Here is a 25,829-nt window from a genome sequence, read left to right as displayed (position 1 = left end):
GCGTGCGTATGCCGCCGCCGCGCTCGGCGGGCGGCACGTCTCCTCGGGGCCGGGTCTCAGGCGTCGTCGGGGCGCGGGCCGGTGTAGCCGTGCTCGCGCACCCCGTCCACGGTGGTGACCGTGCGTTCCGCCCAGAAGCACAGCAGGTCGCGCACCGGCTCTGCCTCGCGCAGCGGGTTGCGGTAGCACCAGGCGATGTCACGGCCGTTCTCACCCTCGGCGCTGAGGTAGGACGCGTGTCCCTTGTAGGCGCAGGTCGTCCTCGTGTCGCTCGGGGCCAGCAGCTCGGTGCGCACGTCGTGGGTCGGCAGGTACCACCGGGTCGGCAGCCCGGTCTCGAAGAGAGCCACCGGACGCCGAGAGCGGGCGAGCTCGACACCGTCGAGCTCGACCCTGACCTCGCGCGTGCTGTGCAGCACGTCGATGCGGGCGAAGGGGTCGTGCGGGTGTCCGATGACCGGCTCGTCCTCCTCGAGCCAGTCGAACTCGCCGAACGGCAGCAGCACGTGCCCGTCGACCCCGTCGCCCTCGAGCACCGCGGCCCCCTCCGGCAGCCCGTCGCCGAGAGCGTCTCGGGGGACGGCGTACTGCGGGACGACATGCCGCGGAAGCCACACCACCAGCGCGTCGGTCGTGTCGCAGACGAGTGCCCCCTCGCGGCTCGCCCGGAGCCGCTTGGCGGTGGCGGCGTAGCGCAGCTGGTCGCGCTGCAGGCGTTGCTGGGTCCGCAGGTCGATCGTCATCTCCCCAGCATCCTCGGGGCGGGTCGACGGCCACAAGGCCGCTGGGGGCTCAGGGGTCGACGACCACCGGGCGGCTCGACCAGGCACAGACCTGCTGGTAGCCGAGAGCGAGGTAGAGGCGGCGGGCGACGTCGTTGTGGGAGTACATCGCCAGGGTGCACACGCCGGCCTCGGCGACCGCGCGACGGGTGAGAGCCCCGACGATCGTCCGGCCGAGCCCGCGCCCTCGCTCGCGCTCGTCGACCGCGACGGACGAGAGGTGCGGGGCGCCGACCAGGGTGGTGCCCCACGCTGCCACGGCGACGAGCCGGTCGGGCCCACCCGCGACAGCCTCCTCCACGGCGAACCACCTCTCGCCGCCGCCCGGACCCGTGTCGGCCGTGGGCGTGTGCGCCTCGAGGAAGGCCCGCACCTCGTCGGCGCGGGTGACGTCGTCGAGCGGCTGCACGAGGTCGTGCGACGGGTCGGCAGGTGGGGACGTCGTCGTGCGGAACCACTCCCAGTCGCCGCCATCGAGCACCCGGTAGCGCTCGTGCAGGAGAGGCTCTAGATGCTGGGGAACGCTGACGGAGAAGGCTTTTCGCAGCGGGTCGATCTCATGCGCGATCTGCGGGAGCGCATCGAGGAGGGCCGCGACTCCACGCTCGTCGCCCAACACGTTGACGGTCCGGCGAGACGTCTTGCGGGTGCGCTGGAAGGCGACCGCTCCCGGCGTGGTCCACCACGTCTCGGCCAGCCCCTCGGTGACCTCCCACCGGACGAAGGGGTGGTTCCCGGTCCGGCGCAGCAGGTCCGCCAGTCCGTGCCCCGTCAGCACTGCGGTCACTCCGTGATGCCGAACCGGTCGTGCAGGCGACGCAAGGGCACAGGAGCCCACCAGTTCCACCGACCCAGGAGGGTCATCGTGGCAGGCACCAGCAGCATCCGCACGAGCGTCGCGTCGATGGCGACCGCCGCGACGAGGGCCAGACCCATCTGCTTGATGATGAGGATGTCGCCGGCCACGAAGCCCGCGAAGACGATGACGATGAGCAGGGCTGCCGAGGTGATGATCCGACCGGTGCGTTGCAGCCCCAGTGACACGGCCCGGTCGTTGCCGGCCCCGTGCCGGTGGAACTCCACGATGCGCGACAGCAGGAAGACCTCGTAGTCCATCGACAGCCCGAAGCCGAACGCCAGCACGAGGAAGGGCACCATCGACTCGACGGCCCCGACCGACGAGAAGCCGAGCAGGCCCTCGAGGTGCCCCTCCTGGAAGATCCACACGACGACGCCGAGGGCGGCACCGAGCGAGATGACGTTCAGGAGCAGGGCCTTGACCGGCACGACGACCGAGCCGGTCATGAGGAAGAGCAGCACGAAGGTGCCGAGCGCGACGAGGCCGACGGCATACGGGGCACGGGCCGACATGGACTCGAGGAAGTCGATCTGACCAGCCGCCTGACCCGTCGTCAACGTCTCGAACGGGGTCGGGCTGTCGCGCACCGCGGCGACCAGCTGCTGCGCCTGGTCGGAGGTAGGTCCGCCCGCCAAGCGCACGTCGACGCGCTGGTGGGTGCTCCCGAGGGGCTGCACGGTGATGCTCTCGACACCGGGGGACGTGCGGAACCCGTCGGCCCAGGCCGACACCGCGTTCCGGTCCGAGGACGCAGCGACCACGGTGACCTCCGGGGCGGTGAGCGCGGGGTAGTCACGTGCGAGGTCCTCGAAGAACACCCGCTGGTCGGCGCCCTTCGGCAGCAGCTCCGTTCCCGAGGAGGTGAGGCGCATCGACAGTGTCGGCAGTGCCAGGGTCACCAGCACGACGACGACTGCAGCGATGACGAGGACGGGCCGTCGCTGCACCACGTGGGCGAGCCGGGAGAAGAGGCCGACATCGGAGGGCCGCTCGATCGCCTTGCGCGACAGGCGTTTTGCCCCGATGACGCACAGGGCGGGGACGAGCGTGATCGCGACGACCATGGCGACGAGCACGATGGAGACGCCGGCGACGCCGATGGCGCGCATGATGGACGCCTCGAAGGTCAGCAGACCGGCGAGGGCGATCGCGACCGTCAGGCCGGAGAAGAGGACGGTCCGACCTGCCGTCGCCACGGTGCGCTCGGTGGCGTGCGCCACCTCCTCGCGCGTCGGCTCGTCGTGCTCGCGGTGTGCGAGCTCCTCCCGGAAGCGGCTCACGGTGAGCAGCCCGTAGTCGATGGAGAGCCCGAGGCCGAGGAGCGTCACGATGTTGACGACCGTCGCGTCGAGCTCGACCGCGTGGGAGAAGCCGAAGAGGGAGAGCAGTCCTCCGCCGATCGCCACGGCCGCCCCGACGATCGGCATGCCGGCAGCGACGAAGCCACCGAACACGAAGACCATCACGAGGAAGGTCAGGGGCAGGGCGATGCCCTCGCCCCGCAGCAGGTCTCGCTCGACCGTGCTGGTGATGGCGGTGATCACCTTGTTCGAGCTGCCCAGCTGGCCGGTGCCGCCCATGGCGTCGGGCACGGCCAGCAGTGCCTTCTCGGCAGCGGACTCGGCGGTGTCCTGGGCCGCACGGTCGAGTCCCGGCTCGAAGTCGACGACCGTGACGAAGCCTCCAGCGGCGGGGGAGCCGCCCTTGAGGAGCGGGGCCACCGACGGGTCGGCGAGGCCGCCGGGTGCGAGCAGCGGCGAGCGCACGTCCTTGACCCCGCGGACGCCGGCCACCGCACGGGTGCGCTCGACCCCGGCCGCGACGAGCTTCGGGTCGCCGAGATCCGCCCCCGACACCTGCATGGTCAGGGTCTGCAACGTCGGGCTGCTCTCGGCGATGACGTCCTGGGCACGGGAGGCCTCGGAGTCGACGGTCGGGGCGCCCGAGTGGAGGCGTTCGAAGAGGGACTCGCCGGTGACGCCGCCCACGGCCACCGCGAAGCACGTGACGGCGACGACGACCCACGCCAGCACCCACGATCGTGGGTGCCGGGCGACAAGCGCTCCGAGGCGCCCCAGTCGGGTGGTCGCGCCCGGGCCGGGGGGAGAGGGTTTCAGCACGCGGATAGCCTTCCACAGTGATGTCCAACAGCACCGAGGACCTGTTCGGGGCCGCCTCCGCCGCCGAGCGCGGCGACCAGCCGGCGTCGGCCGGCGTGGCCCCGCTCGCCGTCCGGATGCGCCCGCGGACGCTCGACGAGGTGCGCGGCCAGGGCAAGGTGCTCCGCCCGGGCAGCCCGCTGCGGCGGCTCATCGAGGGGTCCGGAGGGGCCGCCGGGCCCCTGTCGGCGATCCTCTGGGGTCCGCCGGGCACCGGCAAGACGACGCTCGCGCACCTCGTCGCCACGGTGGCCGACCGGCGCTTCGTCGAGCTGTCGGCCGTCACCGCCGGCGTCAAGGACGTGCGGGCGGTCATGGAGTCGGCCGTGCGCGAGCGCGACCTCTACACGCGCCAGACCGTGCTCTTCCTCGACGAGATCCACCGCTTCACCAAGGCCCAGCAGGATGCCCTGCTGCCCGGTGTCGAGAACCGGACGGTCATCCTCGTGGCTGCGACGACCGAGAACCCGTCGTTCAGCATCATCTCGCCCCTGCTCTCGCGCTCGGTCCTCGTCACGCTGGAGTCCTTGTCCGACGAGGAGGTCGCCGACCTGCTGGGTGCCGCCCTCACCGACGAGCGCGGCTTCGACGGTGCGCACACGCTCGCGGCTGACGCGACCGAGCACCTCGTGCGCATCGCAGGTGGAGACGCACGCCGTGCGCTCACGTCGCTCGAGGCGGCCGCCGGGGTCGCCCTCGACGCCCAGCCGGCCGGTCGGCTGTCCGACGACCCCGTCGAGATCACCCTCGCGCACGTGGAACAGGCCGTGGCGCAGGCGGCCGTGCGCTACGACCGGGCCGGCGACCAGCACTACGACGTCGCCAGCGCCCTCATCAAGTCGATGCGCGGCAGCGACGTCGACGCGGCGCTGCACTACCTGGCCCGGATGCTCGAGGCAGGGGAGGACCCGCGCTTCATCGCCCGCCGCATCGTCATCTCGGCCAGCGAGGACGTCGGGATGGGTGACCCCACGGCCCTGCAGACCGCCGTCGCGGCGATGCATGCCGTGGCCCAGATCGGGATGCCCGAGGCGCGGATCATCCTCGCCCAGGCGGTCGTGCACAACGCCATGGCGCCCAAGTCCAATGCGGCATACCTCGGCATCAACGAGGCGATCGCCGACGTACGCGCGGGGCGGGGCGGCGTGGTGCCGCCGCACCTGCGGGGGAGCGGGTACGCCGGGGCGGAGCGGCTCGGCCACGGCAAGGGCTACGTGTACGCCCACGACGAGCCCGACGGCGTCGCCGCCCAGCAGTACCTCCCCGACGACCTCCATGACGCGGTCAGCTACTACCGCCCGACCGACCGCGGCTTCGAGGAGCGGCTCAGGGCGCGCTGGGAGTGGCTGTCGACACGGCTGGGCCGCACGCGCGGGCAGTAAACCCAGGGTGCCCCGAACCCCAGGGCCGCACCGGCACCCCGGTGCCGCAAGGGGCGTTTGTTTCGGGTGGTCCGGATGTGGGCGGACATTGTGTGGCACAACCGCGTGCTCGGTAACGATTTGTCATCCATGCACGTCTCGATGCTTGGACGGCGCGATTCTGTGTGGCAGGCTCACGTCGTCCCGCTGGGGGTGGAGCAGCGAAGCTCTGGTCTCCTCCTCGGGGCGACTCGGGTGTCGAATTACCCCGAGTTGGATGTGATCCCATCAGGATGGAGACAACGCGTTGAACGCCATGCCGGAGCCCTCTGCCGACGTGCTGACCGAGGAGTCCGCCGAGAAGGGTTCGACGCCGGTCCGTGAGCACCAGGAGGTGCGCACCGGCCGCTCGCCGGGTCAGGTCGCCTGGGCCCGGCTCAAGAAGGACAAGGTCGCCATCGTCTGCTTCGCGATCATCGTCTTCTTCATCGTCGTGGCGATCTTCGCCCCCCTCCTCTACTCGCTCGAGTCCGTCGACCCGACGACGGGGAGCAAGGCCGACCCCTACACCGCCTACACCAAGCTGGTGGACATCAACGGCCTGCCGACCGTGGGAACGAGCGCGGCCCACTGGCTCGGGGTCGAGCCCCGACTGGGCCGCGACCTCTTCGCGCGCTGGGCGATCGGCGCTCGCCCGTCCCTGATCATCGGGTTCGTGGCGGCGGCCGCCTCGACGATCATCGGTGTGACCCTCGGCCTCGTCGCCGGCTACCTGGGCGGCCTGGCCGACAAGATCATCTCGTGGATCATCGACTTCTTCCTGTCGCTGCCCATCCTGCTGCTGGTGCTGGCCATCGTCCCGATCATGCAGAAGAGCCTGGCGTCCAACGGCGACCTCACTGCCGACGAGACGTCGCGGATCCGGTTCATCGTGCTCATCGTCATCCTCTTCGTCTTCGGCTGGATGGGTCTGGCCCGCCTCGTGCGAGGCGAGGTCAAGAGCCTGCGTGAGCGCGAGTTCGTCCAGGCGGCGCGCGCCATCGGTGTGCCGACCCGAGGCATCCTCTTCCGTGAGGTGCTGCCCAACCTCGTGGGCCCCATCATCGTCTCCGCCTCGATCGCCGTACCCGCCTACATCACCTACGAAGCCACGCTGAGCTATCTCGGCGCAGGCCTGGTCGAACCGACGGCCTCCTGGGGCCGCACCATCTCGGATGCGCAGAACCTCTTCGCCTCCTACCCGCTGTGGCTATGGCCCTCGGTGATCGGCCTGTCGTTGCTCGTGCTCGCGCTCAGCCTGCTGGGTGACTCGATCCGCGACGCCTTCGACCCCACCAGCCGCCGATAACCCACCGGTTCTCGGCCACCAGATGTTCCCGGCAAAACGCCGGGACACGCACAAAGGGAGCAAAACACAATGCGCTGGACCAAAGTCCTGACCGTGGGGGCCGCGGCCTCCCTCGGCTTCGTCGCAGCTTGCGGCGCGCCGACTGCCAACAACGGCGGTACCGGTGGCACGAACGGCGCCGGCAACGGCGGCGCCGTCGAGGGTGCCTCGGCCGGCCTCCTGCCCGACGCCAAGGGCCCGGCCCCGGCGGTCCCCGGTGCGAAGAAGGGCGGCATCCTCACCGTCCCCTACGCCAGCACCCCGGCCAACATGGACCCGAGCGACCAGTTCTTCCAGGACACGGCCGTCATCTTCTCGCTGACCCACCGTGCGCTGACCACGTTCACGGAGCGCGACGGCAAGCAGGTGCTCGTTCCCGACCTCGCCACCGACCTCGGCAAGGCCTCCGAGGACGGCCTCACGTGGACCTTCACGCTCAAGGACGGCATCAAGTACGAGGACGGCACGCCGGTCAAGGCTGCCGACATCGTCTTCGCCGCGAAGCGCTCGTTCGACCCCGACCTCGCCGCCAACGGCCCGACCTACCAGCGCGAGTTCTTCAAGGGCGGCGCCGACTACAAGGGCCCGTACAAGGGCGACAAGAACTGGAAGGGCGTCGAGGCCCCGGACGACAAGACCGTCGTCTTCCACCTCGAGAAGCGCTTCGAGACGCTTCCCTACTTCGTGTCCTTCAACCAGTTCACGCCGATCCCCGAGGCGAAGGACAAGAAGGCCGACTACCAGCTGCACCCGCTGGCCACCGGCCCGTACATGTTCGACAAGTACACCCCGGGCACCGAGCTGACGCTCAAGCGCAACCCCAACTGGGACCCCAACACGGACCCGGCGCGTCACAACTACCCGGACGGCTTCCACTTCAAGTGGGGCGTCGACACCATCAAGACGCAGACGGCCATCCTCGCCTCCAACGGCGACGACGCCACCAGCCTCAACTGGGACGCCATCGACTCCTCGCTCATCCCGCAGATCGAGGGCGACAAGAAGGCCCAGTTCGAGGAGGGCCCGTCCTCCTGCGTGATCATGGTCAACATGGACGCGCGCAAGATCCCGCTGCCCGTCCGCAAGGCGATCGCCGTGGCGTGGCCGTTCGACTCGATCCACAAGGCCGGCGGTGAGACGTCCCACTCGTACTCGCCCGCCAGCACGATCATCCCGCCGCAGATCCCCGGCCACCTCGACTACACGGCCGAGGCCACCCCGGGCTTCAAGATGAACGGCCAGGGCGACGGCGACCCGGCCAAGGCCAAGGCCATGCTCGCCGCGGCCGGCTACGGACCCGACAAGCCGTTCGAGCTCATCTACTACTACACGAACGACGACGACACCGCCCAGAAGGTCAACCAGGTCCGCAAGCAGGCCCTCGAGCAGGCCGGCTTCAAGGTCCAGGACATCGGCGCCCCCAACAAGGAGCGTCGCAAGCTCGTCACCGACCCCAAGGGCAAGATGAACATGCTCCAGTCCCCGCGTGGCTGGTGCTTCGACTGGCCGTCCGCCGACTCGATCATCCCGCCCACCTTCGGCACCATCGCGCTGTCGCAGGGAGGCACGACCTTCGGCAACTTCTCCGACGCCAAGATCGACTCCGAGATCAAGCGCATCCAGCAGCTCTCCATCACGGAGCAGGGGCCGGAGTGGGGCAAGATGGACAAGTGGCTCACCGAGACGTACCTGCTGGCCATCCCTGACTACAACGACAAGGGCAACTCGGTCTTCGGCACGAAGGTCCACAACGTCCACAACAACCCGAACAAGGGCATGCCCAACCTGACCGACGTGTGGCTCGACCAGTAAGTCATCAGTGACAACGCTCCCGCGGGAGAGTAGAACCTGAACTGACCGCCGTGGTGGGGGTCCGGAGTTTCCCGGGCCCCCACCACCAGCGCCCCACCTTGTCCTGGAAGGCATATCGTGCTCACCTACATCCTCAGGCGACTGGGTCTCGCCCTGAGCGTCATCCTCGCCACTCTCGTGTCGACGTTCCTGATCTTCTTCGCGGGCCCGTCCGACCCTGCGCAGGCGATGTGCCCTGAGACCCGGTGCACCCCCCAGCGCCTGGCGGCCATCACTGAGAGCCTCGGGCTCGACAAGCCCCTGACGTCCCAGTTCTTCGACTACTTCGGCGGTCTGTTCGTCGGGCGCGACTTCGTCTACGCCGGCGACACCGTCCACTGCAGCGCGCCCTGCCTCGGCTTCTCGTTCGTGACCCGTCGGTCGGTCAACGACGAGCTCTTCTCACGCTTCCCGAACACCGTCGTCCTCGCGCTCATGGCCGCCGTCGTGTTCCTCGTCATCGGCGTCACCGTCGGCATCTTCGCCGCCGTCCGGCGCGGCACTGCGACCGACCGCGCGCTGGTCGGCGCCTCACAGGTGCTCGGCGCCATCCCGTACTACGTTCTTGCGCTCCTGGTCGCGCTCTACCCCGTGATCCTGTGGCACGTGCTGCCGCAGTACTCCGCGATCTCGGCCGGCGTCGGTCCCTACTTCGTCGGGATGCTCGCACCGGCACTGATCCTCGGTTTCGTCACGTCCGCCTCGTACGTGCGCTACACGCGCAACTCGATGATCGACACGTTGTCGATGGACTACATCCGGACCGCCCGCTCGAAGGGCATCAACGAGCGCACCGTGCTGTTCAAGCACGGCTTCCGCGCCGCGATGAGCCCGATCGCCACCATCCTCGGTCTCGACATCGCAGCCCTCCTGACCGGCACGCTCATCACCGAGCAGATCTTCGGCGTCGACGGCATCGGTCGTCGCGGCCTCGCTGCCCTCAAGGCCGATGACCTACCCGTCATCATGGGAACGGTGCTCATCGGGGCCGTTGTGGTCGTCCTCATGAACCTCATCGTCGACATCGCGTACTCCTTCATCGACCCGCGAGTGAGGCTCTCGTGACCGCGACCGCGAACACCATCTCGACCCAGACCGCCGAGGCGCATGACGCCGGCGACGTGGTCCTGGACGTCAGCGACCTCTCGGTCGCCTTCCCCACCGAGGAGGGCGTGGTCAAGGCGGTCTCGAACCTGACCTACCAGGCTCGTCTCGGCCGCACGCTCGCCATCGTCGGCGAGTCCGGCTCGGGCAAGTCCGTCAGCAGCATGGCCGTGCTCGGCCTGCACAACCCGAAGCGCACCCAGATCACGGGGAGCATCAAGCTCGACGGCCTCGAGCTGGTCGGGGCCTCGGCCTCGACCTTCCAGAAGATCCGCAGCACCAAGGCGGCGATGGTCTTCCAGGACCCCCAGAGCTCTCTGCACCCGTTCCACAAGATCGGCAAGCAGATCGCCGAGGCGTACCAGGCGCACAACAAGGTCAGCAAGCAGATCGCGCACAAGCGCGCGGTGGAGATGCTCGACCTCGTCGGCATCCCCAACCCGCAGCGCCGGGCCAACCAGTACCCCCACGAGTTCTCGGGCGGTATGCGCCAGCGCGCCATGATCGCGCTCGGCCTGGTCAACAACCCGAAGCTGCTCATCGCCGACGAGCCGACGACGGCCCTCGACGTCACGGTGCAGGCGCAGATCCTCGACCTCGTCAACGACCTCCAGAAGGAGTTCGGCTCGGCGGTCATCCTGATCACCCACGACCTCGCGGTGGTCGCCGAGACCGCTGACGACATCCTCGTGATGTACGCCGGCCGCGGCGTCGAGAAGGGCAGCGCCAAGGAGGTGCTGGCCCAGCCGTCGCACCCCTACACCTACGGCCTGCTCCAGTCACTGCCCTCGCACTCCGAGGACCTGGAGGAACTCAAGGCGATCAAGGGCACGCCGCCGAGCCTGCTCAACCTACCCACCGGCTGCTCGTTCAACCCCCGCTGCGCCTTCAAGGTCCAGGTCGAGGGCGACGCCTGCACCACCGTGCTGCCGGAGTGGCGGCCGACGCCGGGCCTCAGCAACCGTGAGATCCGCTGCCACCTGGCCGACCCCGTGGCCACGCTGCAGCACGACGAGGGAGTCCGATGAGCGACCAGACGCTGCTCAAGGTCACCGACCTCCAGCGCCACTTCCCGTTCCGTGAGGTGCAGGGCCTGAGGATGGTGCGCGCGAACGTCAAGGCCGTCGACGGCATCAGCTTCTCGGTCAAGCAGGGCCAGACGCTGGGGCTCGTCGGCGAGTCCGGCTGCGGCAAGTCGACGACGTCACGCCTCGTGACACGTCTCGACGAGCCCACAGCCGGGTCGATCGAGTTCGAGGGCCGCGACATCACGCACCTCAAGGAGCACGAGCTGCGCGGCATCCGGCGCGACGTGCAGATGATCTTCCAGGACCCGTACTCCTCGCTGAACCCGAGGCACACGGTCGGCTCGATCCTCAGCACGCCGCTGAAGGTGCACGGCCTGCACAAGGGCAAGGAGAGGGCGCGGGTCCAGGAGCTGCTCGAGCTCGTGGGCCTCAACCCCGAGCACATCAACCGCTACCCGTCGGAGTTCTCCGGCGGCCAGCGGCAGCGCATCGGCATCGCCCGGGCCCTCGCGGTCGAGCCGAAGCTGATCGTCGCCGACGAGCCGGTGTCGGCGCTCGACGTGTCGATCCAGGCGCAGGTGATGAACCTGCTGGCCAAGCTGCGCAACGAGCTCGACCTGGCCTTCATCTTCGTCGCCCACGACCTCGGCGTGGTGCGCCACTTCTGCGACCAGGTCGCGGTGATGTACCTCGGCAAGATCGTCGAGTACGGCGACAAGAAGAAGATCTACGAGGCTCCGGAGCACCCGTACACCCAGGCGCTCCTCTCGGCGGCCCCCGACATCAACGTCGCCCGCGGCATCGCCCCCAAGGAGCGCATCCGCCTCGTCGGCGACGTGCCGAGCCCGATCGACCCGCCGAGCGGCTGCCGGTTCCGCACCCGGTGCTGGAAGGCCCAGGACATCTGCGCCCAGCAGGAGCCGCCGCTCCTGTCGGCGACGGCGGACGAGTCGACCCGCACCTTCCGCGAGGGCGGCGTGCACCTCCAGGCCTGCCACTTCCCGGAGGTCAAGACCGACCTCGTGGCCGAGGTGCCGGCCTGAGGGTCCGTCCTTCCGCACGACCACGACCACGTATGCCGCTGGGCCGGCTCCCGCACGGGGGCCGGCCCAGCGGCATACCGCGTGGGGCGGTGCAGAGATGCCGCACGCAAACGGTGTGGGACGCGCGTCACGTGGTCCGTTAGGGTTGTCGGCGTGATGGACACGAGAAGCGCGGTAGTGGCGAGCGTGGCTGCACGAGCCCGGTGGGGGTCGGTCAGGCCCTGCTGAGGCGCGCGCCGACCCCGCCCCGACCCCATCACCCGCGATCCACCACGAGGACATCACATGGAAACCGCTGAGATCCGCCGCCGCTGGCTCTCCTACTTCGAGAACAACGGCCACACGGTCGTCCCGAGCGCACCGCTCGTGCACGAGGACCCCAACCTGCTGTTCGTCAACGCCGGGATGGTCCCGTTCAAGCCCTACTTCCTCGGCCAGGAGACCCCACCGTTCGACCGCGCCACGAGCGTGCAGAAGTGCGTGCGCACCCTCGACATCGAGGAGGTCGGCAAGACCACCCGTCACGGCACGTTCTTCCAGATGAACGGCAACTTCAGCTTCGGCGACTACTTCAAGGAAGGCGCGATCGGGCTCGCCTGGGAGCTCATCACGCGCAGCCAGGCCGACGGCGGCCTCGGGTTCGACGAGAAGGACCTCTACGCGTCCGTCTACCACGAGGACGACGAGGCCATCGCGCTGTGGAAGAAGGTCGCGGGGCTGTCCGACGACCGCATCGTGCGCCTCGGTCGCAAGGACAACTACTGGAACATGGGTGTCGCCGGCCCCGGCGGCCCGTGCTCCGAGATCCTGCTCGACCGCGGCCCCGAGTTCGGCGCCGACGGAGACTGGGAGGCGGGCGACCGCTACCTGGAGTTCTGGAACCTCGTGTTCATGCAGTACGAGCTCGAGAACGTCAGGTCCAAGGAGGACTTCGACATCGCGGGCGACCTGCCCAAGCGCAACATCGACACCGGCATGGGGCTCGAGCGCGTCGCGTTCCTGCTCCAGGGCGTCGACAACATCTACGAGACCGACGAGGTCTTCCCGGTCATCGCGGCGGCCGAGGACCTCAGTGGTCGCCGCTACGGCGCCGACCACGGCGACGACGTGCGGTTCCGCGTCGTGGCCGACCACGTGCGCAGCTCGCTCATGCTCATCGGCGACGGCGTCACGCCGGGCAACGAGGGCCGCGGCTACGTGCTGCGCCGCCTGCTGCGTCGTGCGGTGCGCTCGATGCGCCTGCTCGGCGTCGACGCGCCGACGCTCGAGCAGCTGCTGCCGGTCAGCATGGAGCGGATGAAGGCGTCCTACCCCGAGCTCGAGACCGACTTCCAGCGGATCAGCCAGGTCGCGTATGCCGAGGAGGACGCCTTCCGTCGCACGCTGAGCTCGGGCACGACCATCCTCGACACCGCGGTCGCGCGGGCGAAGTCGTCGGGCGCGACCACGCTCGGCGGTTCCGAGGCGTTCGCGCTGCACGACACCTACGGCTTCCCGATCGACCTCACCCTCGAGATGGCTGCGGAGCAGGGCCTCCAGGTCGACGAGGCGGGCTTCCGCCGTCTCATGGGCGAGCAGCGCGACCGCGCGAAGGCGGACGCCCGCGCGAAGAAGTCGGCGCACGGCGACACCAGCGTCTACCGTCAGCTCTCCGACGCGCTCGGACGCCAGGTCGAGTTCACCGGCTACGACCAGACCCTCACCGACACCCGCGTGCGTGGGCTCATCCGCGACGGCGTGGTCGTGGACCGGGTGGGCCAGGGCGACGACATCGAGGTCGTGCTGGACCGCACCCCGCTCTACGCCGAGTCCGGTGGCCAGCAGGCCGACCACGGTCGCATCCGCCTGGCGAACGGCGCCCTCATCGAGGTGACGGACGTCCAGCGCCCGATCACCGGGCTCGTCGTGCACCGCGCGACCGTGCTCGAGGGCGAGGTGGGTGTCGGCGAGGACGCCGAGGCCGAGGTCGACGTCATCCGGCGCCGCTCGATCTCCCGTGCTCACACCGCGACCCACATGGTGCACCAGGCCCTGCGCGACGAGCTCGGCGACACGGCCACCCAGGCCGGTTCGGAGAACTCGCCCGGTCGGCTCCGCTTCGACTTCAAGTCGCTCCAGGCCGTGCCCGCCGCTGCGATGGGCGAGATCGAGGGGCGCATCAACGCCGTGCTCCTCGACGACCTGCCGGTGACCGCCGACATCATGAACATCGACGCCGCCAAGAAGCTCGGTGCCATGGCGCTCTTCGGCGAGAAGTACGGCGAGCGCGTCCGCGTCGTGTCCATCGGCGAGTGGTCACGCGAGCTGTGCGTCGGCACGCACACCCCCCGCGTCGGTCAGATCGGCGTCGTCAAGCTGCTCGGCGAGAGCTCGATCGGCTCCGGCGTGCGCCGCGTCGAGGCGCTCGTGGGCGCCGACGCGTACTCCCACCTCGCCCGCGAGGCCACGATCGTCAGCCAGCTGACCGACACCCTCGGCGTGCGGCGCGACGAGCTCGCCGACCGCGTCGCCACGATCATCGGTCGCCTGCGTGACGCCGAGAAGGAGTTCGCGGCGGTGCGCCAGAGCCAGGTGCTCGGCGCGGCTGGTGGCCTCGTGTCGTCGGCGCGCGACATCGGCGGGGTGACCTTCGTGAGCCACGACGCCGGCACCGGCGTGACCGGTGACGACCTGCGCAAGCTCGTCACGGACGTGCGCGGGCGGCTGGGCAACGACCGTCCGGTGCTCGTGTCGATGGCCGCGGTGAACAACGACCGGCCGGTCGTCATCGTCGCGACGAACGAGCGGGCCCGCGAGGCGGGTCTCAAGGCCGGGGCCTTCGTGAAGGTCGCGGCGCAGACGCTCGGCGGCGGAGGCGGCGGCAAGGACGACCTGGCCCAGGGCGGCGGCACCGACGCCGGCATGGTGTCGTCGGCGCTCGGCGCCGTCGAGGACCAGCTGCGTCAGCGGGGCGCATGACCCCGCCCGGCGAGCATCCCCGCCGCGGGGTGCGCCTCGGGGTCGACGTCGGCAACGCCCGCGTCGGCGTGGCGGCGTGCGACCCGTCGGGGATGCTCGCGCACCCGGTGCGGACCCTGCCCCGAGATGTCGAGGGCGACAGCGACGTCGAGGCCATCATGGCCCTCGTCGAGGAGCTCGAGGCCATCGAGGTCGTCGTCGGCCTTCCTCGCCTGCTGTCGGGCGAGGAGGGCGAGGCGGCGCGGATCGCCAGGACCTATGCGGGCCGGCTCGCCGCTCGACTGGGTACTGTGGGTGTGCGTATGGTCGATGAACGCTTGACCACCGTCGACGCGCACCGCAGACTTCGCGACAGTGGTGTGCCAGGTCGCGGGCAGCGAGCCGTCGTCGACCAGGCCGCAGCAGTGCTCATTCTCCAGTCTGCGCTGGACACCGAGGCACGATCGGGAAGACCAGCAGGGGAGACCGTCTCGCCAGGGGGCAAACGGAAGAAGGAACGTCGTCGATGAAGGACCACCTCGAGACCTCCATCTTCGGTGACCACGAGGAGCACCTCGAGCACCCTGACGCCGTCGAGCACGTCGACGAGCCGCACACGGTGTCGGCGCCGATGAGCCGCCGCGAGATGCGAGAGGCCGAGGAGGCCGCGCGCAAGGGCGGCAGAAAGGGCCGCAAGCGCGCCGCAGCAGCCTCCAGTTCCGGTGCAAGCGGGCGCGGACGCCCCTCGATCCTCCGCCGACTGCTCGTCATCGTGCTGGCCCTCGCCGTGATCGGTGGCGGTGTTGTCGTCGCCTACAAGGCCCTGCGGCCCGTCGTCGAGGGCTTCCTCGAGTCCAACGACTATCCCGGCCCCGGCACGGGTGAGGTCAACGTGACCGTCGACGAGGGTGCCCGGGGGAGTGCCATCGCCAAGACGCTGGCCGACCAGGACGTCGTCAAGTCGAGCAAGGCGTTCATCGAGGCCGCGAACAACAACCCGAAGAGCGCCGGCATCCAGCCCGGCATCTACACGCTGAAGAAGCAGATGAAGGCCTCGGACGCCCTCGCGATCCTCGTCGACCCGAAGAACCGGCTGATCACCCGCGTCGTCATCCCCGAGGGCCTGTGGACCGACGAGATCTACACCCGCCTGTCGAAGACGTCCGGCATCCCGGTCGCCGAGTACACCGCGGCGGCGAAGAAGGTCGACGAGCTCGGACTCCCGCCGTCGGCACGCGGCAACATCGAGGGCTACCTCTTCCCGGCCAGCTACGAGTTCCCGCCGTCGACGTCGGCGCTCGAACAGCTCAAGGAGATGGTCGCCGAGTCGACGAAGCGCCTCGAGGCGCTGGGCATCACGCCCGACCAGATGGAGCGGGTCGTCACCGTCGCCAGCCTCGTCGAGGGCGAGGCGAAGACCGATGCCGACCGCGCCAAGGTCGCCCGGGTCGTCGAGAACCGCCTGGCCGCCAACATGTCGCTCGGCTTCGACTCGACCGTCAACTACGTCTTCCGCAAGCGTGGTGTGCCCACCCAGGACATGCTTGACAGCCGCAGCCCGTACAACACCCGTCGCGTCACCGGGCTGCCGCCCGGCCCCATCTCCAACCCCGGCGTGGGCGCCCTCAAGGCAGCCGCCAACCCTGCTGCCGGGCCGTGGCTCTACTTCGTGACGGTCAACCTCGACACGGGTGAGACGAAGTTCGCCGCGACCTACGCCGAGCACCAGCGCTACGTCGCGGAGTTCCAGAAGTGGTGCACCGACAACAAGGGCAAGTGCTGAGGGAGGGGTCCGCCGTCCACCGCTGCGCGGTGTGGGGCAGCCCCGTCGCGCACTCGCTCTCACCGGTCCTGCACCGAGCGGCCTACCTCGCGCTGGGTCTGACCGACTGGGCGTACGCGCGCCGTGACGTCGACGAGGCGGCCTTCCCCGACGCCTTCCGGGGGCTCGACACCTCGTGGCGCGGCCTGTCGCTGACGATGCCGCTCAAGGAGGTGGGCCTGCGGGTCGCGCGCACCGTGACCCCTCTGGCTGCGGCCACGGGGGCGGCCAACACCCTCGTCAGGGACGCCGACGACCCGTCGGCGTGGACCGCCCACAACACCGACGTGCACGGCATCCGGATGGCACTCGAGCTCGCGGGGTGTCCGGCTCCGTCCAGCCTGCTGGTCATCGGCTCGGGTGCCACCGCCCGGTCTGCGCTCGCCGCGGTCGCGTCGCCCGGGGGGCGCGTGGTCTTCATGGTGCGCGACCGGGTGCGCCCCGAGACGCTGGCGCAGGCGGAGGTTGCCGGCATGGCCGTCGACGTGGTGCCCATGGGTCGGTGGGAGCCGGCGCGCGACGTCGACGCGATCGTGAGCACCGTGCCCCCGACGTCGGTGCCGCCTCTCGAGGGGCTGGTCGAGGGCCTTCCAGCCGGCGGTGAGGCACCGCGTCCCGTCGTGCTCGACGTCGTCTACGGCGCGGGCCGCACGCCGTTGCAGCAGGCCGCCGCCGCGCGAGGTTGGGCCGTCGCCGAGGGCACCGACATGCTCCTGCACCAGGCCACCGAGCAGGTACGCCTGATGACCGGCAGGCAGGCGCCGCTCGCCGCCATGTCGGACGCGTTGGGGCAGGCCCTGGCGCAGCGGGGGCCGACCGCGCTCACGACCGAGTCCCAGCCCACGTCCGGCGGGCGCCGGCCGTCGCAGACGCCGGACCCGGCTCGGTGACCTTCCCGATGACGTGGGTGGACGCTCCCGGTGCGCCGCCGTGGTTCGTCCTCGCGCTCGCGGTCGCCGGTGGTCTCGTCGGCGAGGTGCTGCGCCGGCGACTCGCGACCGGCGGCTACCGCCTCGACGACGAGCTCGGCCGCCCCCCTCGGCTCCCGTCCGTGGCGATCCCGGTCGCGCTCGCGCTGCTGTGGGCGCTGGTCGCGTGGCGCTTCGGTGCGCTCTCCGAGTGGGCCCTGGCTCCCGCATACCTCGGGTTCTCCTTCGTCGCCGTCGCGCTCGCGTGGATCGACGCCGACGTCCACCGCCTGCCGCGGGGGCTGACCCGTCCGGCATACCCGATGCTCGTCGCCCAGCTGGCACTGGCGTCACTCGCCTCGGGCGACTGGGACGCCCTGCGCCGGGCGGCCGTCGCCGGTGTGGTGCTCTGGGCCGTCTACTTCGTCCTGGCCCTCGTGGCCGCCCTGCTCGGCAGCGGTTTCGGCTTCGGCGACGTCACTCTCGCCGGGCTCGTGGGTCTGGCGAGCGGCTACGTCAGCGTGTCGACCACGCTGGTGGCGTCGTACGCCGCCTTCCTCCTCGCGGGGCTCTACGGCGTCGTGAGGCTGGTGCTGCGGCGTGGCACCCGCAAGGACGACATCGCGTTCGGGCCGTGGATGCTGGTGGGCCTGGTTGTCGCCCTGGTCGTGCAGGTGCGACCCTTCGTCTGACCCTCCACGGCCGCCCGTCGGCCGGGTGGTCCCGCGGAGCGGGCGGCTCGCAACCCCTCCCGCCCCGCGTGGGAGGATCGAGGAATGTTGCGTTGGTTGACGGCCGGTGAGTCGCACGGGCCCGCACTCGTCGCCATGATCGAGGGCCTCCCTGCGGGGGTCGAGGTCGGCGCCAAGGATCTCCAGGCTGCCCTGTCGAGGCGTCGGCTCGGCTACGGTCGCGGCGCCCGGATGAAGTTCGAGCAGGACGAGGTGGAGTTCCTCGGCGGCCTGCGTCACGGCGTCACGCTCGGTTCTCCGATCGCGGTCCGCATCGGTAACAGCGAGTGGCCGAAGTGGACGACCGTCATGAGCCCCGAGGCCGTGACCGACGAGGCGTATGCGGCGTCCGACGACGTCAACGCCGAGAAGGAGATCGCTCGCAACCGGCCGCTCACCCGCCCGCGGCCCGGCCACGCCGACCTCGTCGGCATGCAGAAGTACGGCCACGACGACGCCCGGCCCATCCTCGAGCGCGCCTCGGCCCGCGAGACCGCTGCTCGGGTCGCGCTGGGAGAGGTCGCCGCCCGATTCCTCGAACAGTCCTACGGCATCCGTCTCGTGTCGCACACCGTGTCCATCGGCACGGCCTCGGTGCCCGTCGACGCCGCGCTGCCCACCCCCGACGACGTCGAGCGCCTCGACGCCGACCCCGTCCGCGCGTTCGACCCCACGGGGTCTGCCGCGATGGTCGCCGAGGTCGATGCCGCCAAGAAGGACGGCGACACCCTCGGTGGTGTCGTCGAGGTCCTCGCCTATGGCCTCCCGCCGGGTCTGGGCTCCCACGTGCACTGGGACCGCAAGCTCGACGGCCAGCTCGCCCAGGCCCTGATGAGCATCCAGGCGATCAAGGGCGTCGAGGTCGGCGACGGCTTCGAGACCGCTCGGCGTCGGGGGTCCGAGGCGCACGACGAGATGGAGATCGTCGACGGGGTGATCTCCCGGCGCACGGGTCGTGCGGGTGGCACCGAGGGCGGCATGTCCACCGGTCAGGTGCTGCGGGTCCGCGCTGCCATGAAGCCGATCAGCACCGTCCCACGCGCGCTGTCGACGGTCGACGTCGCCACCGGCGAGGCCGCGACCGCCATCCACCAACGCTCCGACGTGTGCGCGGTGCCGGCCGCCGGCGTCGTGGCCGAAGCCATGGTCGCCCTCGTGCTCGCGCAGTCCTGCGTCGAGAAGTTCGGCGGCGACTCGGTCACCGAGACCGCACGCAACCACACGGCGTACCTCGCCGGCATCCGGGCAGGGCTGCGCACGTGGTGAACGACCTGAAGCCCCCGACGACGCCCCCGACGACGCTCCCGAAGCCGCGCCCGGTCGCCGTCGTGGTCGGCCCGCCCGGGGCCGGCAAGACGACCGTCGGCCAGGCCCTGGCGGCCCGGCTCGGCGTCGCGTTCCACGACGTCGACTCCGCCATCGAGGCGGCCCAGGGCCGCTCCATCTCCGACATCTTCGTCGACGACGGCGAGGCCGTGTTCCGCGACCTCGAACGTGCCGAGGTCGCACGGTCGCTCGCCGAGGAGCCCGGTGTCGTCTCGGTCGGCGGGGGAGCGGTGATGGACCCGCGCACCGAGGCGGCCCTCGCCGACCACGTCGTCGTCTTCCTCGACGTCGCCATCGCCGATGCGAGCAAGCGCATCGGCTTCGACCGCTCACGCCCGCTCCTGTCGGTCAACCCGCGGGCCTCGTGGGTGGCCATGATGAACACCCGGCGGCCGACCTACGAGCGGGTCTCGACCCTGCGCGTCGACACCGCAGGTCGCACGCCCGACGAGGTCGTCGACACCATCGTGGCCTCGCTCGAGGCGGCCAACGCGTGACCGCTCAGGTGACGCCGACGACCATCGCCGTCGGCAGCGACTACGACGTCGTCATCGGCGCGGGCGTGCTCGACCGGGTGGCCGACCTGCTCGGCCCGGATGTCGCACGCGTGCTCGTCGTGCACCCGCCGACGCTCCCTGACCTGACGCAGCGGGTCACCGCGGCCCTGGAGGCACGGGGTCTCACCGTCCACGTGGCCGAGGTGCCGGACGCCGAGGCCGCCAAGACCGCTGCGGTGGTCGCCGACCTCTGGGGACAGCTCGGGCGAGCCGGCTTCACCCGCAGCGACGCCGTCGTCGGAGTGGGTGGCGGCACGGTCACCGACCTCGCCGGCTTCGTCGCGGCCTCCTGGCTGCGCGGCGTCCGCGTGGTGCAGGTGCCCACGACGCTGCTCGGCATGGTCGACGCCGCCGTCGGGGGCAAGACCGGCATCAACACCGCCGAGGGCAAGAACCTCGTGGGGGCCTTCCACCCACCTGCCGGGGTGCTCTGCGACCTCGACGTGCTCGAGACGCTGCCCGAGGCCGACCTCGTCGCCGGTCTCGCCGAGGTCGTCAAGTGCGGCTTCATCGCCGACCCCGTCATCCTCGAGCTCGTCGAGTCGGCCGTGGCCGCCGACCCCGACGTTGCCCGCAGCGCCGCTAACCCCCACCTGCGCGAGCTCATCGAGCGGGCGATCCGGGTCAAGGCCGACGTCGTCGCGGCCGACCTCAAGGAGAGCTCGCTGCGCGAGATCCTCAACTACGGCCACACCTTCGGCCACGCGATCGAGCAGGTCGAGCAGTACACCTGGCGGCACGGCGAGGCGGTCAGCGTCGGCCTCGTCTACGTCGCCGAGCTCGCGCGCCTCGCGGGCCACCTCACCGGACCCGAGGGCGACGCGCTCGTCGCACGACACCGGTCGGTGCTCGGGTCGCTCGGGCTGCCCACGACGTATGCCGCGGGGCGCTGGGACGAGCTGCTCACGGCGATGCGCCGCGACAAGAAGTCGCGGGGTTCGACGCTGCGGTTCGTCGTGCTCGACGGGCCGGCCCGGCCCACCCGTCTCGTCGGCCCCGACGACGTGCTGCTCCAGGCGGCATACGGCCTCGTGTCGCGGGCCGGGCAAGCTCCCGCTCACTAGACTCGCCGCCATGACGGCACCCACGGTCTTCGTCCTGTCGGGCCCCAACCTCAACCGTCTCGGCACGCGTGAGCCCGAGGTCTACGGGTCCGACACGCTCGACGACGTCCACGCCGCCGTCCAGCGCGAGGCCCGAGACCTGGGGCTCGTCGCCGACTGTCGCCAGACGAACCACGAGGGCGAGCTCGTCGACTGGCTGCACGAGGCCGTCGACGCCGGCGCCGACGTCGTGCTCAACCCCGGGGCCTTCACGCACTACTCGTATGCCGTCCGCGACGCCTGCGCGATCGTGACCACGAGCGGGCGCAGCCTGGTCGAGGTGCACCTGTCCAACCCGGCAACGCGCGAGCAGTTCAGGCACACGTCGGTCGTGGCCGGGGTCGCCACCGGGACCATCGCCGGCTTCGGCCTGCAGTCGTACCTGCTCGCCCTGCGCGCCCTCGTCTGACCTGGGGCGTCGCACAGCGGACGCACAGTCCTCGCACCGCACGGCCCTTGGCGCGCGGCACACACTGGCTCGAGGAGGGGCTCGTCCGGCCCCGCGACGGAAGGCACGCCGATGACCCCCACGACGCCCGGTCCGCACTGGCTCGACGACGACGGCAACGAGATCGAGGACCACGACCGCGGCCTCGTGTACGACCTGCGGACCCTCGTGGACCGCCGTCGGGCGCTGACCCTGTTCGGCGGACTCGGCGTCGCGGGCGCGCTCGCCGCCTGCAGCACGTCCACGCCGACGACGCCATCGGCATCCGCGGCCTCCGGATCGGCGACGTCAGCGACCTCCTCGGCAGCCGCCACGGGCGGCACCGCTCAGGCGAACCTCGTCGAGGTGCCGGACGAGACGGCAGGTCCCTTCCCGGGTGACGGCTCCAACGGCCAGGACGTGCTCGACGACTCGGGCATCGTGCGCCAGGACATCCGAAGCAGCATCGGATCGTCGACCACGACGGCCGAGGGCGTGCCCCTCACCATCAGGCTCACGGTGAAGGACCTCGCGACCAGTTCGGCCCTCGTCGGCGCTGCCGTCTACGTGTGGCACTGCGACCGCGACGGGCTCTACTCGATGTACAGCCAGGGGGCGGAGGCGGAGAACTACCTGCGCGGCGTGCAGGCCACCGACGACTCCGGCACCGCGACCTTCACCTCCGTCTACCCCGGCTGCTACGCGGGTCGCTGGCCGCACGTGCACTTCGAGGTCTACGAGAAGGTCGCGGACGCCACCTCGAGCGGGCCGATCGTCAAGACCTCGCAGATCGCGCTGCCCCAGACGGCCTGCGAGGCGGTGTACGCGACGAGCGGCTACGAGGCGAGCGTCGGCAACCTGTCGCAGGTGAGCCTCGCGCGCGACAACGTCTTCGGCGACGACGGGGGAGTGCACCAGCTGGCGACCATGTCGGGGAGCACCTCGGTCGGCTACATCGCAGCGCTCACGATCGGGGTCTGACCCGGCCCACTCAGGTCAGCTCGGCGGGCAGCGGCTCGGCGTGCACGATCGTCAGCCCGGAGACGGCGCGGGTCAGCACGACGTAGAGCCGGCGCAGCCCGGTGCGCTCGTCGGGCTCCGCCGCCGCGATCGCACGGGGCTCGACGACGACGGTCCGGTCGAACTCGAGACCCTTGGCGACGCTTGCGGGCACGACCTCGACCTGCCGGTCCTCGTCGTCGCCGTGGTCGACGTCGAGGCGCCCGTGTGGCACGGACGCTGCGGCGAGGGCCGAGGACACGGCGTCGACGGAGGCGTCGGCGACGATGACCCCGACCGACCCCGGCGCCTCGGCTGCCGCCTCGACGGCGCGCACCACCTCGGAGTAGAGCTCGTCCGCGGCGGTCGGCCTCAGCTCGAGGCGGCCCGGGTTCTCGCGCACCGACACCGGGGCCCCGAGCCCGGGCGCCATGTGCGGCAGCAGGCGGGCGGCGTACTCGATGACGACGGCCGGGACGCGGAAGCCGCGGTCGAGCACCACGAGGTCGTGCGTGTCCTTGCCGAGGTGGCGCATGGCCTCCTCCCACGACCCGGTCGCCCACGGCGTCGTGCCCTGCGCGATGTCGCCGAGCACGGTGACCGACCCGGTCGACGCGCGTCGGCCGACGGCCCGCAGCTGCATCGGCGAGAGGTCCTGCGCCTCGTCGAGCACGACGTGCCCCAGGCTGGGCACGCGGCGCAGCACGTCGTCGACCTCGTCGAGCAGGGCCATGTCGGCCCGTGACCATCGCGCGGCACCCTTGGTGCGGGCGGGCTTGTCCCAGAGCAGCATCGCCTGCTCCTCGGCGGTGAGCTCGTCGTGAGCGGCGGCGCGCAGCGCCTGTGCGTCGGAGAGGAGCCGATGCAGCAAGCCCTGCGGGTCGAGCGCGGGCCAGGTCGTCGCGACGTACTTCCTGACGGCGGGCGACTTGGCGACAGCGTCCTGCACGCGGTCGTCGGGGGCCTCGCCGGACCGCTCCATCTCGAGCAGGACGTGGTGCGCGAGCCGCTGGGGGAGCAGCTCGCGTGCGGCCGAGTAGCGAACGCCCCGCGCGGCCAGCTCGTCGAGGATCTCCTGCACCTCGTATGCCGGCACGCGCCACTTGCGCACGCCGCGCGGCACCACGAGCGCCTCGGTCGGCCGGGCCACCTGCGACCAGACCGCCCGGTGCAGCACCGCCGCGAGGCGGGCGTCGCCCTTGAGGGTCGCGACGTCGGCCGGCTCGTCGGCGCGCACCCGGCCGTGGCCGAGCAGCGTCTCGATGGTCGCGTGGCCCACCCGCACCTCGCCGAGAGAGGGAAGCACGGCGCCGATGTGGTCCAGGAAGGCCCGGTTGGGGCCGACGACGAGGACGCCGGACCGGTCGAGACGCTCGCGGAACGAGTAGAGCAGCCACGCGGCGCGGTGCAGTCCCACCGCCGTCTTGCCGGTGCCGGGGGCGCCCTGCACGCAGACGCTGACGGCGACGTCGCTGCGGACGATCTCGTCCTGCTCGGGCTGGATCGTCGACACGATGTCGCGCATCGGACCCGTGCGGGGCCGCTCGATCTCGGCCGCGAGGATCGAGCCGGCGGCCCCGTCGGTCGGCGCCGGCTCGCGCAGCTGCTCGTCCTCGAGCGCGGTGAGGCGCCCGCGGTCGACGCCGAACCGGCGCCGGAGCACGACGTCCATGGGCTCCAGCGGCGACGCGCGGTAGAAGGCGGTCGAGATCGGGGCGCGCCAGTCGACGACGACCGGGTCGCCGGCCTCGTCGGAGACGTGTCGGCGACCGATGTGGAACTGCTCGGCAGGGCCACCCGGCGGGTCCACGTCGATGCGGCCGAAGAAGAGGGCGGTCCGCGGGTCGTCCTGCAGCGAGGCGATGCGTCGTGCCAGCACCCGGCCCAGCACCTCGCCGGAGATGGCGTCGCTCGCCTTCGAGGCATCGAGCGACTCGGCCAGCTCGCGCATCCGGGTCAGCTGGGCCCTCGCAGCGTCGAGGTAGGCCTGCTCCCTCGCGAGCTCACCGGTCAGCGCCTCCGTTGTCTCCGTGGTCTCCGTGCTCGGCTCGACGCTCGGGGACGGGGGCATGACGAAGCCGCCTTTCGTGGGCTGGGGTTCGAGGGGGACGAGCGAGCCTACACCCGGGCGCGACGGGACGGCCGTGACGATTCCGCGATCGGGCGGGCGCGCCGCTAGACTCGTGCGGCAACTCCCCAAGTCAAGAACGCCCGGGGCTGCGGTGTGCCATCGGCGCGCGCCGAGCCGGCCGGCATACGAAGGTGGACACACAACGATGGCTACGACCAACGACCTGAAGAACGGCATGGTGCTCAACATCGAGGGACAGCTCTGGTCCGTCGTCGAGTTCCAGCACGTCAAGCCCGGCAAGGGCCCGGCCTTCGTGCGCACCAAGCTCAAGGCCGTTCTCTCCGGCAAGGTCGTCGACAAGACGTTCAACGCCGGCACCAAGGTCGAGACGAGCAACGTCGACAAGCGCACGATGCAGTACCTCTACAAGGACGGCACCGACTTCGTCTTCATGGACGTCGACACCTACGACCAGCTGCACGTGTCCGAGACGGTCGTCGGTGACTCCGCGAACTACCTCCTCGAGAACCAGAACGCCATCGTCGCCACCAACGAGGGCCTGCCGCTCTACGTCGAGCTGCCCGCGTCGGTCGTCCTCGAGATCACGCACACCGAGCCGGGCCTGCAGGGCGACCGCTCGACGGGCGGCACCAAGCCCGCCACGCTCGAGACCGGCGCCCAGATCAACGTGCCCCTCTTCCTCGAGAGCGGCACCAAGGTCAAGGTCGACACCCGCGACGGGTCGTACCTCGGCCGCGTCAACGACTGAGCGGACGCGAACTCCCTTGGCAGCACGCAGCAAGGCCCGCACCCGGGCCCTCGACATCCTCTTCGAGGCGGACCAGCGCGGGATGAACGCCGAGACGCTCCTCGACGAGCGCCTGGGCGACCGTGAGTCGCGGGCGGCCAACAACCCCTACACCGCCGACCTCGTGCGAGGTGTGGTGGGCCGCTGGAACGACATCAACGGCGCCCTGACGGACTACAGCCAGGGCTGGACCCTCGAACGCATGCCCGCCGTCGACCGCGCGATCCTGCGGCTGGGCGCGTGGGAGGTGCTGTGGAACGACGAGATCCCCGATGCCGTCGCGATCTCCGAGGCCGTGGCGCTCGCGACCGAGCTGTCGACCGACGAGTCGCCGGCCTTCGTCAACGGGCTTCTCGCCCGTCTCGCCGAGGTCAAGGCGACGATCGTCTGACGCGTCGCCGTCACCGCCTGCACGAGGGACACCCACCAACCCGGTGGGTGCCCTTCGCCGTATGCGCGGATCGTCGGGATGCTCGGTCTCGCAGACTGACCGGCACCGCGCCTACTGCATCTGCACGAGGCTTCAGCTACGGCATCGGTGGGATCCTCCGAGCAGGTGCTTGGGG

General features: G+C 70.8%; 22 protein-coding genes. 18 read left to right on the top strand and 4 right to left on the bottom strand.

Annotated features, from left to right (window positions below; all coding sequences use genetic code 11):
• Positions 1 to 56 precede the first annotated feature (56 nt).
• The 3 genes from AB4091_RS13605 to AB4091_RS13595 are packed head-to-tail and all read right to left on the bottom strand — an operon-like array spanning position 57 to position 3,674.
• A complete protein-coding gene (locus AB4091_RS13605) occupies positions 57 to 743 on the bottom strand; it encodes a DUF427 domain-containing protein (protein ID WP_442292273.1) in 687 nt (228 codons plus the stop codon).
• A 49-nt stretch (positions 744 to 792) separates the two neighbouring features.
• Positions 793 to 1,569, bottom strand: coding sequence for a GNAT family N-acetyltransferase (locus tag AB4091_RS13600; RefSeq protein WP_442292272.1), 777 nt, complete (start codon positions 1,567 to 1,569; stop codon positions 793 to 795).
• Positions 1,566 to 3,674 (bottom strand): MMPL family transporter, encoded by a 2,109-nt coding sequence (locus AB4091_RS13595; protein WP_442292271.1) that lies wholly within the window; start codon positions 3,672 to 3,674, stop codon positions 1,566 to 1,568. The genes AB4091_RS13600 and AB4091_RS13595 overlap by 4 nt, the downstream gene beginning before the upstream one ends.
• 107 nt (positions 3,675 to 3,781) lie before the next feature.
• On the opposite strand from AB4091_RS13595, the gene AB4091_RS13590 reads away from it, so the two are divergent.
• From AB4091_RS13590 to AB4091_RS13515, 16 genes are all read left to right on the top strand, one after another.
• Positions 3,782 to 5,182 carry a replication-associated recombination protein A gene (locus AB4091_RS13590; protein WP_442292270.1) on the top strand — a complete coding sequence of 467 codons (1,401 nt, stop codon included), beginning with the start codon at positions 3,782 to 3,784 and terminating at the stop codon, positions 5,180 to 5,182.
• A 295-nt stretch (positions 5,183 to 5,477) separates the two neighbouring features.
• Positions 5,478 to 6,509: an ABC transporter permease gene (locus AB4091_RS13585; RefSeq protein WP_442292311.1), complete on the top strand. Its 1,032-nt coding sequence runs from the start codon at positions 5,478 to 5,480 to the stop codon at positions 6,507 to 6,509.
• Positions 6,510 to 6,578: 69 nt separating this feature from the next.
• Positions 6,579 to 8,360, top strand: a complete 1,782-nt coding sequence (locus AB4091_RS13580) for an ABC transporter substrate-binding protein (RefSeq protein WP_442292269.1) — start codon at positions 6,579 to 6,581, stop codon at positions 8,358 to 8,360.
• A gap of 117 nt (positions 8,361 to 8,477) precedes the next feature.
• Positions 8,478 to 9,464, top strand: coding sequence for an ABC transporter permease (locus tag AB4091_RS13575; protein ID WP_442292268.1), 987 nt, complete (start codon positions 8,478 to 8,480; stop codon positions 9,462 to 9,464).
• Positions 9,461 to 10,531: an ABC transporter ATP-binding protein gene (locus AB4091_RS13570; protein WP_442292267.1), complete on the top strand. Its 1,071-nt coding sequence runs from the start codon at positions 9,461 to 9,463 to the stop codon at positions 10,529 to 10,531. The genes AB4091_RS13575 and AB4091_RS13570 overlap by 4 nt, the downstream gene beginning before the upstream one ends.
• Complete coding sequence (locus tag AB4091_RS13565) at positions 10,528 to 11,574, top strand: ABC transporter ATP-binding protein (RefSeq protein WP_442292266.1); 1,047 nt, start codon at positions 10,528 to 10,530, stop codon at positions 11,572 to 11,574. The genes AB4091_RS13570 and AB4091_RS13565 overlap by 4 nt, the downstream gene beginning before the upstream one ends.
• Positions 11,575 to 11,859: 285 nt before the next feature.
• Positions 11,860 to 14,532, top strand: coding sequence for an alanine--tRNA ligase (alaS, locus tag AB4091_RS13560; protein ID WP_442292265.1), 2,673 nt, complete (start codon positions 11,860 to 11,862; stop codon positions 14,530 to 14,532).
• Positions 14,529 to 15,041 carry a Holliday junction resolvase RuvX gene (gene ruvX / locus AB4091_RS13555; protein ID WP_442292264.1) on the top strand — a complete coding sequence of 171 codons (513 nt, stop codon included), beginning with the start codon at positions 14,529 to 14,531 and terminating at the stop codon, positions 15,039 to 15,041. Before alaS ends, ruvX begins: the two co-directional genes overlap by 4 nt.
• Complete coding sequence (gene mltG / locus AB4091_RS13550; RefSeq protein WP_442292263.1) at positions 15,038 to 16,294, top strand: endolytic transglycosylase MltG; 1,257 nt, start codon at positions 15,038 to 15,040, stop codon at positions 16,292 to 16,294. Before ruvX ends, mltG begins: the two co-directional genes overlap by 4 nt.
• Positions 16,288 to 17,223, top strand: coding sequence for a shikimate dehydrogenase (locus AB4091_RS13545; protein WP_442292262.1), 936 nt, complete (start codon positions 16,288 to 16,290; stop codon positions 17,221 to 17,223). The genes mltG and AB4091_RS13545 overlap by 7 nt, the downstream gene beginning before the upstream one ends.
• 8 nt (positions 17,224 to 17,231) lie before the next feature.
• A complete protein-coding gene (locus AB4091_RS13540) occupies positions 17,232 to 17,933 on the top strand; it encodes a prepilin peptidase (RefSeq protein ID WP_442292261.1) in 702 nt (233 codons plus the stop codon).
• 84 nt (positions 17,934 to 18,017) lie between these two features.
• A complete protein-coding gene (gene aroC / locus AB4091_RS13535) occupies positions 18,018 to 19,238 on the top strand; it encodes a chorismate synthase (RefSeq protein WP_442292260.1) in 1,221 nt (406 codons plus the stop codon).
• Positions 19,232 to 19,795, top strand: coding sequence for a shikimate kinase (locus AB4091_RS13530; protein WP_442292259.1), 564 nt, complete (start codon positions 19,232 to 19,234; stop codon positions 19,793 to 19,795). The genes aroC and AB4091_RS13530 overlap by 7 nt, the downstream gene beginning before the upstream one ends.
• Positions 19,792 to 20,919, top strand: a complete 1,128-nt coding sequence (aroB, locus tag AB4091_RS13525; protein ID WP_442292258.1) for a 3-dehydroquinate synthase — start codon at positions 19,792 to 19,794, stop codon at positions 20,917 to 20,919. Before AB4091_RS13530 ends, aroB begins: the two co-directional genes overlap by 4 nt.
• Positions 20,920 to 20,929: 10 nt before the next feature.
• The gene (gene aroQ / locus AB4091_RS13520) at positions 20,930 to 21,367 is read left to right on the top strand and encodes a type II 3-dehydroquinate dehydratase (RefSeq protein WP_442292257.1); all 438 of its coding nucleotides are present in this window, start codon (positions 20,930 to 20,932) and stop codon (positions 21,365 to 21,367) included.
• A gap of 111 nt (positions 21,368 to 21,478) precedes the next feature.
• Complete coding sequence (locus tag AB4091_RS13515) at positions 21,479 to 22,366, top strand: intradiol ring-cleavage dioxygenase (protein WP_442292256.1); 888 nt, start codon at positions 21,479 to 21,481, stop codon at positions 22,364 to 22,366.
• Between the two features lie 10 nt (positions 22,367 to 22,376).
• On the opposite strand, the gene AB4091_RS13510 is transcribed toward AB4091_RS13515, so the two are convergent.
• Entirely contained in the window at positions 22,377 to 24,455 is a 2,079-nt protein-coding gene (locus AB4091_RS13510; protein WP_442292255.1) for a HelD family protein, read from the bottom strand.
• Between the two features lie 205 nt (positions 24,456 to 24,660).
• On the opposite strand from AB4091_RS13510, the gene efp reads away from it, so the two are divergent.
• Together efp and nusB are read left to right on the top strand one after the other, a co-directional pair.
• Complete coding sequence (gene efp / locus AB4091_RS13505; RefSeq protein ID WP_442292254.1) at positions 24,661 to 25,224, top strand: elongation factor P; 564 nt, start codon at positions 24,661 to 24,663, stop codon at positions 25,222 to 25,224.
• Between the two features lie 16 nt (positions 25,225 to 25,240).
• Positions 25,241 to 25,654 (top strand): transcription antitermination factor NusB, encoded by a 414-nt coding sequence (gene nusB / locus AB4091_RS13500; RefSeq protein ID WP_442292253.1) that lies wholly within the window; start codon positions 25,241 to 25,243, stop codon positions 25,652 to 25,654.
• Positions 25,655 to 25,829 lie beyond the last annotated feature (175 nt).

The organism is Terrabacter sp. 2RAF25, from assembly GCF_052115265.1.
Taxonomy (GTDB): Bacteria; Actinomycetota; Actinomycetes; order Actinomycetales; family Dermatophilaceae; genus Terrabacter.
The sequence above is the reverse complement of the archived record's forward strand: the minus strand, read 5'-3'. Positions and strand labels throughout refer to the sequence as shown.